At 65.7% G+C, this 11,587-nt stretch carries 9 protein-coding genes; 4 read left to right on the forward strand and 5 right to left on the reverse strand.

Annotation, left to right across the window (positions count from 1 at the left end; genetic code table 11):
• Together ASH04_RS01045 and ASH04_RS01050 are read left to right on the forward strand one after the other, a co-directional pair.
• A complete protein-coding gene (locus ASH04_RS01045; RefSeq protein ID WP_057472546.1) occupies positions 1-2,394 on the forward strand; it encodes a helicase-associated domain-containing protein in 2,394 nt (797 codons plus the stop codon).
• Positions 2,395-2,522: 128 nt separating this feature from the next.
• Entirely contained in the window at positions 2,523-4,856 is a 2,334-nt protein-coding gene (locus tag ASH04_RS01050) for a DNA polymerase III subunit gamma and tau (RefSeq protein WP_057472896.1), read from the forward strand.
• Between the two features lie 3 nt (positions 4,857-4,859).
• Here the strand turns inward: ASH04_RS01050 and ASH04_RS01055 are convergent, their stop codons facing one another.
• Entirely contained in the window at positions 4,860-5,102 is a 243-nt protein-coding gene (locus ASH04_RS01055) for a hypothetical protein (protein ID WP_027494552.1), read from the reverse strand.
• A gap of 233 nt (positions 5,103-5,335) precedes the next feature.
• On the opposite strand from ASH04_RS01055, the gene ASH04_RS01060 reads away from it, so the two are divergent.
• Both ASH04_RS01060 and ASH04_RS01065 read left to right on the forward strand, forming a co-directional pair.
• On the forward strand, positions 5,336-6,547 hold the full coding sequence (locus tag ASH04_RS01060) for an acetyl-CoA C-acetyltransferase (RefSeq protein ID WP_027494551.1): 1,212 nt from the start codon (positions 5,336-5,338) through the stop codon (positions 6,545-6,547).
• A gap of 9 nt (positions 6,548-6,556) precedes the next feature.
• Complete coding sequence (locus ASH04_RS01065) at positions 6,557-8,692, forward strand: 3-hydroxyacyl-CoA dehydrogenase NAD-binding domain-containing protein (RefSeq protein ID WP_057472547.1); 2,136 nt, start codon at positions 6,557-6,559, stop codon at positions 8,690-8,692.
• A gap of 61 nt (positions 8,693-8,753) precedes the next feature.
• Here the strand turns inward: ASH04_RS01065 and ASH04_RS01070 are convergent, their stop codons facing one another.
• From ASH04_RS01070 to mihF, 4 genes are all read right to left on the reverse strand, one after another.
• Positions 8,754-9,410 carry a GntR family transcriptional regulator gene (locus ASH04_RS01070; protein ID WP_052063059.1) on the reverse strand — a complete coding sequence of 219 codons (657 nt, stop codon included), beginning with the start codon at positions 9,408-9,410 and terminating at the stop codon, positions 8,754-8,756.
• A gap of 13 nt (positions 9,411-9,423) precedes the next feature.
• A complete protein-coding gene (locus ASH04_RS01075) occupies positions 9,424-10,596 on the reverse strand; it encodes a cation:proton antiporter (RefSeq protein ID WP_027494548.1) in 1,173 nt (390 codons plus the stop codon).
• 19 nt (positions 10,597-10,615) lie between these two features.
• Positions 10,616-11,098: a cation:proton antiporter regulatory subunit gene (locus tag ASH04_RS01080; protein ID WP_027494547.1), complete on the reverse strand. Its 483-nt coding sequence runs from the start codon at positions 11,096-11,098 to the stop codon at positions 10,616-10,618.
• 82 nt (positions 11,099-11,180) lie between these two features.
• Complete coding sequence (gene mihF / locus ASH04_RS01085; protein WP_008712632.1) at positions 11,181-11,495, reverse strand: integration host factor, actinobacterial type; 315 nt, start codon at positions 11,493-11,495, stop codon at positions 11,181-11,183.
• Between the last annotated feature and the right edge of the window lie 92 nt (positions 11,496-11,587).

The raw sequence follows: 11,587 nt of genomic DNA on the forward strand, positions 1-11,587 counted from the left end.
ATGACCGAGAAGATCGGGACGTACGAGGGGTGGCTGGCCTCGCTCGACGAGGACGCACTGACGGATCTGTTGCGACGTCGACCGGACGTGGCAACCGACCCGCCACCCCGCTCGTTCGGGTTGCTCTTGCAACTCCTCGGCTCGCCCTGGCGGGTGGCGGCCTTACCGCGGAAACTCGACAGAGGTGCGCTCGACCTGCTCGAGTTGTTCGCGCTGATGGAAGATCTCAGCCGCGCCGAGATCGGCCACTGGACGGGCGAGGGAATCTCGAACGAGACGGCGCATATCGATGCGGCCCTGAACACGCTGATGGCCTACGGCCTGATCTGGCCGCACACGGCAGGGGGCTCGGACGCGGTCGAGTACCGTCCCGTCGATCTGTCCGGCGTGTTCTCGCATCCGTTCGGACTTGCGCGTAGGCAGCGAAAGTTGTTCTTGCACTGCGCCGTCGAGCAGGACCGACTTGCTCTGCTGGCTCACCTCGGAGTCGGCTCCTCGCTCGATCGAGCCGAACGCGCCGACGCCGTCGCGGCCGCGATGACCCCCGAACGTATCCGAGCTTTGTACGACGACGGCCCGCCCGAGATGCGAGAGATGTTGTCTCGCTTCGTCGATGGACAACCGGCGTCGTTGATCTTCGACGTGCCGCCGACCGCAGGTACCGCCGCCTTCGAGCGCGGATTGCTGTATCGATTGGACGGGCATCGCGTCGAGATGCCGTTGGAAGTGAGCATCGCGCTGCGAGGAGATGGGTGGCGATTGCCCATCGAGCTCAGGCCGCCGGAATTCGCCACTCGTGTTCTGTCGCAAAATGACTCGCGGCGAGCGCGCTCCATCGCCTTGCTGCAGTTCTGTGAGCACACGCAGGCGTTGTTGACGGCAATCGACACCGATGGCCTGGCAATGATGAAGACCGGTGGCCTCAGCGCCAAAGAAGTCCGTGCGCTGACTGCTCGTCTGGGATTCGCCGACGAGCATCACACCGCGTTGATGCTGATGCTGGCGCGCGAAGCCGGGTTGCTCGCCGACCGGGGAAAGACCGGCGTCGCATTGACCTCGATCTACGAAACATGGTCGACGAGCGCGCGATCCGAACAGGCGGCAGCATTGTTGGCCGCGTGGTGGTGCTCGCCCTTCACACCGACCCACCGGGTGCCGCGATCCTCCCAGAAGACCGCGCCGGTACTCAAGAAGATGCTCGACGATCCCGCGGCCGCAGACGTGCGCTCGACGGCCTTGGCGGCTCTTCTGCGCCTCGACGGATCCGACAGCCCGACGCCGGTCTTGTCCGATCCCGACGAATTCGCCCGCTACCTCGAGTGGCATATTCCGGTCGTCTTGACGAGCGCCGGGCCTGGCCACGTGCGCGCACTCTGGGCCGAGGCCACCCGCCTCGGAGTTCTGGTCGATGGTGCACCGACCGATCTGTGTGCCACCCTGACGGACTTCCGGGTGGGCCGAGACGGCGATCCGCGCCAGATCGCCTCTTCGCTGGCAACGCAGCTACAAGATCTGGCCGACTGGGTGCCGTTCTCGGTGCGCCTGCTGCCCGATTCGACCGCAGTGGTCACCGGGCCGCCGAGCACCGAGGTGGCGTCGATACTCGGTGCGGCCGCGCAACCGGAGTCGAGGGAAGTGGCGTCGGTCTGGCGGTTCACGCCGGCGACAATCCGCAGGTTCTTCGACACCGGTGGTACCGGTGAGGAGTTGATCGACGCCCTCGCCGAGATGGCCGACACCGACGTTCCCCAAGCCCTGGCCTACACGATCCGAGACTGTTGGCGCACCTACGGCGCACTGGCCGTGCGCAAGATTCCGTGCGCCATCGTCTCCGAGGACGTCGTATTGCTGACGAACATCGAGACGGACGAGGCATTGGCGGTGCTGAAGTTCCAGCGGCTCGCGCCGACAGTCCTGATCAGTTCTGCCACACCCATCGACACTCTCGCGGTGCTGCGCAGGCACGGATACTCCCCGGTGCGACATTCCGACACCGGCCGGCTCGAGCTGGACAGCGCGACCAAGGTCCGCGCCAACACCACCCGCACCCCGCACCCGAGCGCACCTGCAGCACCACGTCGACGCGAATCACGCGAGCTGGCACGGCTGCTGCAGACAGGCGACCCCGGCACCGTCGACGACGCGCGGGTGCGCTCCGCACTCGGCAGGCACAGCAGACTGCTGCCACGGGAGCTCGATGCGTTGACCGACGCCGCAGCGCGCGGCGCACCCGTCTCGATCGACTATCAGAACTCCAAAGGCGCAATCGTGCGGCACGCGATCTCGGACGCGCTGCAGGACGGCAATTGGCTACTCGCGCTGTCGACGTCCACCGGCACCCGGGAAAGCTTCGCGATCATGAACATCAGAGCGGTGTCCGCCGGTCCGCACTGATGCACGATGCAACCGAGCCGTGGGTTCCACCGCGCACACCGACGCGCGATGCAACTGAGCCAATGGTTCCACCGCGCACACCGACGCGCGATGCAACTGTGTCGTCGGTCGCCGGTACCCTTTCGGGCGTGGCCCTCTACCGGAAGTACCGTCCCGCGACGTTCGCCGAAGTCGTCGGTCAGGAGCACGTCACCGAACCGATCAGCGTGGCGCTCGATTCCAACAGAATCAACCACGCCTATCTCTTCTCAGGCCCTCGTGGCTGCGGAAAGACGTCCTCGGCACGCATCCTCGCCCGATCGCTGAACTGCGCCGAAGGACCGACCTCCACCCCCTGCGGTGTGTGCAACTCCTGCGTCGCACTGGCACCGGGCGGGCCCGGCAACTTCGACGTCGTCGAGATGGACGCAGCCAGCCACGGTGGCGTCGACGATGCCCGCGACCTTCGAGACAAAGCCGTGTACGCCCCGGCCGAGTCGCGCTACGTCATCTTCATCATCGACGAGGCGCACATGGTCACCCCGGCCGGCTTCAACGCGCTGCTCAAGGTCGTCGAGGAACCGCCGGAGCACCTGGTCTTCATCTTCGCGACCACCGAGCCCGAGAAGGTGCTCCCCACCATCCGCTCGCGAACCCACCACTACCCGTTCCGACTGCTCGCGCCGTCGACGATGCGCGGCCTGCTCGAGAAGATCTGTGGTCAGGAACAGGTCCCGGTCGAGGACGCGGTCTATCCACTCGTCATCCGCGCGGGTGGCGGTTCTCCGCGTGACTCGCTGTCGGTCATGGACCAGTTGCTGGCCGGAGCCGGACCGGAAGGCGTCACCTACCCGCGAGCTCTGTCCCTGCTCGGCGTCACCGACGTCGCGCTGATCGACGAGGCCGTCGACGCACTGGCCGCGGGAGACGGCGGCGCACTGTTCGGCACCGTCGACAAGGTGATGGACGCGGGCCACGACCCACGTCGCTTCGCCATCGACCTTCTCGACCGCATGCGAGACCTGATCCTCATGAAGGCGGTACCCGACGCCGGTGAACGTGGCCTGGTCGACGTGCCGGGTGACGTCCTCGAACGGCTCCGCGACGAGGCGGACCTGCTCGGCTCGGCGACGCTGACCCGCTACGCCGAGATCGTGCACTCGGGCCTCGGCGAAATGCGAGGGGCCACTGCGCCGCGCCTGCTGCTCGAAGTGATGTGCGCACGGATGCTGCTGCCCTCGGCCTCCGATGCGGAATCGGCCGTACTGCAGAGGCTCGAACGCGTCGAACGTCGCCTGGACGTCACGCTCCCTGCCGGTGAGCAGGCGGCAGTGGCACAGGCAGCCGCAGACCCGACACGACCACAGCTGCCCGCGACCGACGAGCCTGCGCCCTCCGGCCCGCCCCCGGTGAACAAATTCCAGCGACCGTCCCAGCGACAGCCGGCCGCCGAGTCCGCACCCGCGGCACCGTCAGCACCAGTCCCCGCTCCGGCACCAGCACCGGTGCCTGCGCCTGTCGCGGCACCCGAACCCATGGCGGTCCCGGAACCGTCTCCGGTGCCAGAGCCTGCAGCCCCCGAGCCCGCTCCCACACCTGAGCCAGCTCCGACACCCGAGCCCGCTCCCACACCCGAGCCTGCAGCCCCCGAACCGGCTCCGACCCCCGAACCGGCTCCGACACCCGAACCGGTCCCGACCCCCGCACCGGCACCCGAGCCCGCACCGGTCGCGACTTCCTCTGCAGTGCAACAGCATTCGGAACCATCGCTCTCTCACGAGGATTTTCCGCCGGAGCCCGAGGACGAGTACGGCCCGGAGCCCGAGCCGGTGTACGAATCCGAGCCCGAGCCTGTCGCGGCACCCGCGGCTGCCTCCAACGAGCCCGATGCGGCGGCCGTCCGCGCGGTGTGGTCCGAGGTGCGAACCAAGGTACGAGAGCGAAGCAGGACCGTCGAGGTGATGTTGTCCGGTGCGTCGGTACGCACCGTCGAGAACGGCACCATCACTCTGGGCCACGATTCGGCACCGCTCGCGAAGCGTCTCGAAGAACCCCGCAACGCCGACGTCATTCGGGACGCGTTGCGTGACGTGTTCGGCGTCGAATGGTCGGTGGTCTGTCTGGTGGGTGCTGCGGCACCACCGGAACCGTCATCAGCAAAAAAAGATGAACCGGCAGCGAAACCCGCGTCGCTGCCGAAGTTCTCGAGGCCGAGCCAGGCAGGGGCTCCCCGTCCGACGTCGGACGGTTTCGGTTCAGCGGGCGATGGATCGGACGCAGATATTCCGATGCCCGAGGCCCCGGACTATCCCGATGATCCCGAGCCGGTAGGTCCGCCGCCTCCGGAGACGCCGGAGGACGAGGAAGAACTGCTAAAGGCCGCGGCCGAACCCGCGGACCCGTCGGTTCGTCGGGACCCGGAAACGGTCGCCATGGAGCTGCTGGTGAGCGAACTCGGAGCGGTACCGCTCAAGGAGATCTGAGGCTCAGGCGAGCGTGAGATCGTCGGTGTCGACGAATACCAGTCGGCCGCTGTCGAGAGCGACGGCCCAACGCTTGGCGACAGCCCAGTCCCGCGAGGTGCTGTCGGTCGCTTGGACTCCGAAGTCGTCGACGATCGCGCCGGTCTCGTAGGCGTCGGATCCAGAACTGTCGGCTCCGGACTTGTCGTCGTTGCGAGTGCGTACCTTGACGCGAGCGCCCACGGTCGGTTCGTTGTCGGTTTCCATGGTCGGTCTTCTTTCGCCTTCGGTCGATCTGACGCATCGTAATTTCCCATGACGGGGTCGTTCAAACCTGAACCGCATCGTGGGTCATGCGAAACGCTCGTTTCGGTCCTTATGTCGGATCGGTATGCCAACTTACTGTGGCATGAGCTGAGGTCTGTCATGGCCTCGCACCGACGCGATCGGCCGGCACGGCGATCGCGACAAGATCGAGTATGTGGAAGGAACTGCGCGCTGTGACTACAGAGGCATTCATTTACGAGGCCATCAGGACTCCCCGAGGTAAAGGAAAGAACGGCTCCCTGCATTCGGTGAAGCCGATTTCCTTGGTGACCGGGCTGATCGACGAGCTTCGTCGACGTTTCCCCGACATGGACGAGAACCGAATCTCCGACCTCATCCTGGGCGTGGTCTCGCCCGTCGGAGATCAGGGTGCCGACATCGCCCGCACGGCCGTGCTCGCAGCCAAGATGCCCGACACCGTCGGCGGCTTCCAGCTCAACCGCTTCTGCGCGTCGGGCCTCGAGGCCGTCAACCTGGCCGCGCAGAAGGTGCGCTCGGGCTGGGACGAACTGGTCGTCGCCGGCGGCGTCGAGTCGATGTCTCGCGTGCCGATGGGCAGTGACGGCGGCGCCTGGGCCATGGACCCGGCCACCAACTACGACACCTACTTCGCCCCGCAGGGCATCGGTGCCGACCTGATCGCCACCATCGAAGGATTCACCCGCGAGGACGTCGACGCGTATGCCGTCCAGTCCCAGGAGCGCGCCGCAGCGGCGTGGTCCGGTGGCTACTTCGCCAAGTCCGTCGTTCCGGTCACCGACCAGAACGGTCTGCTGATCCTCGATCAGGACGAGCACATGCGTCCGGGCAGCACCGTCGAGTCGCTCGGCAAGCTGAACCCGGCATTCACCGGTATCGCGGCCATGGGCGGATTCGACGACGTGGCGCTGCAGAAGTACCACTGGATCGAGAAGATCGATCACGTCCACACCGGCGGCAACAGCTCCGGCATCGTCGACGGCGCAGCCCTCGTCCTCGTCGGCAGCGAGCAGGCGGGCAAGGACCTGAACATGGTCCCGCGCGCCCGCATCGTCGCGACGGCCACCAGTGGCGCCGATACGACGATCATGCTGACCGGACCGACCCCGGCGTCGAAGAAGGTTCTCGCCACCGCGGGACTGACCGTCGACGACATCGATCTGTTCGAGCTCAACGAGGCGTTCGCTTCCGTGGTGCTGCGTTTCCAGAAGGATCTGAAGATCCCGAACGAGAAGCTCAACGTCAACGGCGGCGCGATCGCCATGGGCCACCCGCTCGGTGCCACCGGAGCCATGATCACCGGCACCGTGCTCGACGAGCTCGAGCGCCGCGGCGGCCGGTACGCCTTGATCACCCTGTGCATCGGCGGCGGCATGGGCGTTGCCACCATCATCGAGCGAGTCTGAGGTAGAACGATGTCTGACAACATGATTCAGTGGGACCAGGACGCCGACGGCATCGTCGTTCTGACGATGGACGACCCCAACCAGGGCGCCAACACGATGAACCAGCTGTACAAGGACTCGATGGGCGCGACGGTCGATCGCCTCGAGGCCGAGAAGGACAGCATCACCGGAGTCGTGCTGACCTCCGCCAAGAAGACGTTTTTCGCCGGCGGCGATCTGCACACCCTCATCGAAGCCAAGCCCGAGGACGCCCAGCGGGTGTTCGACGAGGTCCAGGAAGTCAAGGGGCAGCTGCGTCGGCTCGAGAAGCTCGGTAAGCCGGTCGTGTCCGCCATCAACGGCGCGGCACTCGGCGGCGGACTCGAGATCGCGCTCGCGACGCATCACCGCATCGCGGCCGATGTTCCCGGCGCGCAGATCGGTCTGCCCGAGGTCTCGCTCGGTCTCCTGCCCGGCGGCGGCGGCGTTGCCCGCATCACGCGACTGCTCGGCATCCAGACCGGCTTCATGACGGTCCTCGCTCAGGGCACTCGGTTCCGTCCGGCCAAGGCTCTCGAAATCGGTCTGGTGCACGAATTGGTCGGCAGCATCGACGAATTGGTGCCCACCGCCAAGGCATGGATCAAGGCCAACCCCGAGGGTGGCGTCGCACCGTGGGACGTCAAGGGTTACAAGATCCCCGGCGGCACGCCGTCGAACCCGAAGCTCGCGCAGATCCTGCCTGCTTTCCCGTCCAACCTGCGCAAGCAGATCAAGGGCGCACCGATGCCGGCTCCGCGCGCGATTCTCGCTGCGGCAGTGGAGGGTGCACAGGTCGACTTCGACAATGCGTGCACCATCGAGTCGCGGTACTTCACCGAATTGGTCACCGGTCTGGTGTCCAAGAACATGATTCAGGCATTCTTCTTCGACCTGCAGGCGATCAACGCCGGCAAGTCTCGTCCCGACGGCATCGAGAAGACCACCTTCACCAAGGTCGCGGTTCTCGGCGCAGGCATGATGGGCGCGGGCATCGCGTACGTGTGTGCCAAGGCCGGAATCGACGTGGTGCTCAAGGACGTTGCCCTCGAGTCGGCACAGAAGGGCAAGGCGTACTCCGAGGCCATCGAGGCCAAGGCACTCTCGCGTGGCAAGACCACCCAGGAGAAGTCGGACGCTCTGCTCGCACGTATCCACCCGACCGCCGATGCCAAGGACGTCGAAGGTGCCGACCTCGTCATCGAGGCCGTCTTCGAGTCGGAAGAGTTGAAGCAGAAGGTCTTCCAGGAGATCGAGGACCTCGTCGATCCGACGGCGCTGCTCGGTTCCAACACCTCGACGCTGCCCATCACGAGCCTTGCTCAGGGCATCAAGCGTCAGGAAGACTTCATCGGCATCCACTTCTTCTCACCCGTCGACAAGATGCCGCTGGTGGAGATCATTCGAGGCGAGAAGACGTCGGATGCAGCCTTGGCCAAGGCATTCGACCTCGTGCAGCTCATCAAGAAGACCCCGATCGTCGTCAACGACAGTCGTGGATTCTTCACCTCTCGCGTGATCGGTACGTTCATCAACGAGGCCATCGCGATGTTGGGCGAGGGCGTCGAGCCGTCGACCATCGAGCAGGCCGGTCTGCAGGCCGGTTACCCGGCTGCGCCGCTGCAGCTTTCGGACGAGCTCACGCTCAACCTGATGCAGAAGATCCGCAAGGAAACCTACGACGCCATCAAGGCTGCCGGTGGAACCCCTCCCGAGGATCCGGCCGGCGAGGTCATCGACAAGATGGTCGACGAGTTCGAGCGTCCGTCGAAGGCCAAGGGTGCGGGCTTCTACGAGTACGAAGACGGCAAGCGCGCCGGCCTGTGGCCCGGACTGCGTGATGCGTTCAAGTCGGGTTCGGCGGACATCCCGTTCGAGGACCTCAAGGAACGCATGCTGTTCATCGAGGCCATCGAGACGCAGAAGTGCTTCGACGAGGGTGTCCTGAACACCACCGCCGACGCCAACATCGGCTCGATCTTCGGCATCGGCTTCCCGGCGTGGACGGGTGGCGTGCACCAGTACGTCGTCGGCTACCCGGGTGGTCAGGCCGGATTCGTCGCTCGCGCGGACGAATTGGCCAAGAAGTACGGCGAGCGCTTCCAGGTTCCGGCCTCGCTGCGCTGACCCCATGTGAGTGGAAACGCGTAGCAGGCTACGAGTTTCCACTCACGTGCGCGTAGCGCTCTCACCCGCGATGCGCGATCAACCTCTCGGCGCCGTCTGTGAATTGTTGCTTCATCAATTCGCAGGCGGCGTCGATGTCGTTTCGAATCAGGGCCGCGATCAGATCCTCGTGATTGCGCACGGCTGCTCGGCCCCAGTCACGGTCGGTGGCGTACAGACGAGTGGGGGTGTAGCGGGTGGCGTTGTTGAGAAACCACGCCAATTTGGACGACTCGGCCAGACGGTTCAGCACGCGATGGAACTCGAACTCGATATTCTCGACGTCCTCGGCCCGGCCGTTCTCGACGGCGACCGACAGGGCAGCGGTCAGCTCGGCGAGCCTGTCGAGTTCGACCTCGGTGATCTTCGGTGCCGCCCGGCGCACGAGTTCGACCGCGATCTCACCCTGCAGCCAGAAGATGTCGACGATGTCGCTCGGCGTCAGCGCAGACACCACATAGCCGCGGTGGGGGACGAGCTCGACGATGCCCTCACCACGCAAGGTCAGTAGCGCCTCACGCACCGGGGTGACGCTGACGCCCAGCTGGGCTGCGGTCTCGTCGAGCCGGATGAAGTCTCCCGGACTCACCTCTCCGGACATCACCAGGTGCCGGACGTGGCTGGCGACTTCCTCGGACAACTGCGGCCGTCGCCTCAGAGCCGTCCGCTTGTCTGCCATGTCGAAAAGCCAATCACACCGCGGGCTTGGTCCGGAGCACAACCTTCGCGACGGGTTCGACGACGCGGGCAGCAATCGGCCCCAGGATGGCCATCAGCAGCACGTACGCCGTCGCCAGGGCCGCCAGTTCGCCTTCGACAGCTCCCGCGGCGACGGCCAGTCCGGCGATGACGATGGAGAACTCTCCGCGCGCCACCAGAGCCGCACCGGCGCGTAGTCGTCCCGGCCTGCCGATTCCCTGCCGACCTGCTGCCCACCAGCCCGTCGCGATCTTGGTAGCGGCGGTGGTGACGGCGAGTACGACGGCCCAGCCCAACACGGGCGGGATGGTCGACGGGTCGGTGCCCAGGCCGAACACGACGAAGAACATCGCGGCGAACAGGTCTCGTAGGGGTTCGAGGACGCGGGTCGCGTTGTCGGCCGTCGAGCCGGAGATCGCGATTCCCAGAAGGAACGCGCCGACGGCCGCCGAGACTTGCAGTTCCGACGCGATGCCGGCCACCAGCAGGGCGGATCCGAGGACTTTGAGCAGGACGATTTCGCGGTCGGGACTGTCGACGATCGCCGAGACGAATCTGCCGTATTTCAGCGCGACGACCAACACGAAGGTGATGACGAACAGTGAGATGCCGAGGGCTTCGAGTCCGCCGAGGAAGCTGACTCCGCTCAGGACGGCGGTGAGGATCGGGAGGTAGATGGCCATCGCAAGGTCTTCGAACACCAGGATCGACAGTACGACGGGGGTTTCGCGGTTTCCCAGTCGGCCCAGGTCGGTGAGTACTTTGGCGATGATGCCCGACGACGAGATGTACGTGACGCCGCCCATCACGAGCGCCCCGACTCCGCCCCAGCCGAGCAGCAGCGCGACGACGGCACCGGGCGCGAAGTTGAGGACGATGTCGACCAGACCGGCCATCCACGATCGACGCAGGCCGGTGACGAGCTCCGTTGCGGTGTATTCGAGGCCGAGCAGCAGCAACAGCAGGATGACGCCGATTTCGCTGGCGATTTCGCTGAACTCGTCGATGCCGCCGAGGTTGACGAATCCGCCGTTGCCGAAGGCCAGCCCGCCGAGCAGGTAGAACGGGATGGGGGAGACGCCGATCCGGCCGGCGAGACGAGCGAGAAGTCCGAGAACGAAGAACACGGCACCCAGCTCGGTGAGGGCGAGCGCGCTCTCGGCCACGGGTCAGCCCCGACTGATCTCAGGCATTGCCGAGCAACTTGGCTGCTGCGTCCAGTCCGTCCGCGGTGCCGACGGCGACCAGCAGGTCACCTGCGGCGAGCGTGAAGTCGGGGGTGGGTGACGGTTGTACCTGGCCGGCGCGCATGACAGCGACGACGGATACTCCGGTCTTGGTGCGCATGGCGGTGTCGCCGAGTGTGCGGCTGACGAACCGTGAATTCGCGCGAATGGGGAGTTGACGAGTGTTGATTCCGGGGAGGTCGCGATGCTCTTCCCCGAGCTGAGCAATGAGTTGCGGCGACCCGAGCAGATTGCCCAGGGCCGCCGCTTCCTCATTGCTCAGGGTGATGGACGCCTGCGTCGCATCGGGGTCGTCCTTGCGCGAAACGATCAACTCGTTCGCGCCGTCCTTGCGGGTGATGACGCCGATGCGGCGCCCGGAAGCGAGGGCAAAATCTTTCCGCACCCCGATTCCGGGCAGCAGGGTCACTTCGACGTTCATGGTCGAAATGCTAGCCCTGCAGGCAACGCGTTATCGCAGGATCAGGCGTGGAGCCTGCAGGAACGACCCGTGAAAATGTGAATCAGGATGCGACGGCAGCGAGCAGCGCTTCGCGCTGGTTTGCGCCGAGGCCGCCGATGCGGCGCGTATCTGCGATGGACAGCTGCTCGAGAAGCTGTGCGGCGCGCACGGATCCAACGCCCGGCAGGGCCTTGATCAGCGCGGACACCTTGGTCTTCTTGACGATCTCGTCGTTCTCCGCCTTGGCGAGGACGTCAGCGACGCTCAGTTCGCCGGACTTGACGGATGCGAGCAGCTTCGACCGCGCAGTGCGTGCCTCGGCCGCCTTGGCCAGCGCCGCGGTGCGCTGTTCCGGTGTCAATACTGGTAAAGCCATGGCCTGTTCTCCTCGATTGTGGTGACCCGTCGCTCGTTGACAGGTCTCGACCCTCTTGCATCGTGCCTGGTGGCTCTTCCAATCTAACCGAA

This window comes from Rhodococcus sp. Leaf233 (genome assembly GCF_001426165.1).
GTDB classification, from domain to species: Bacteria; Actinomycetota; Actinomycetes; order Mycobacteriales; family Mycobacteriaceae; genus Rhodococcoides; species Rhodococcoides fascians.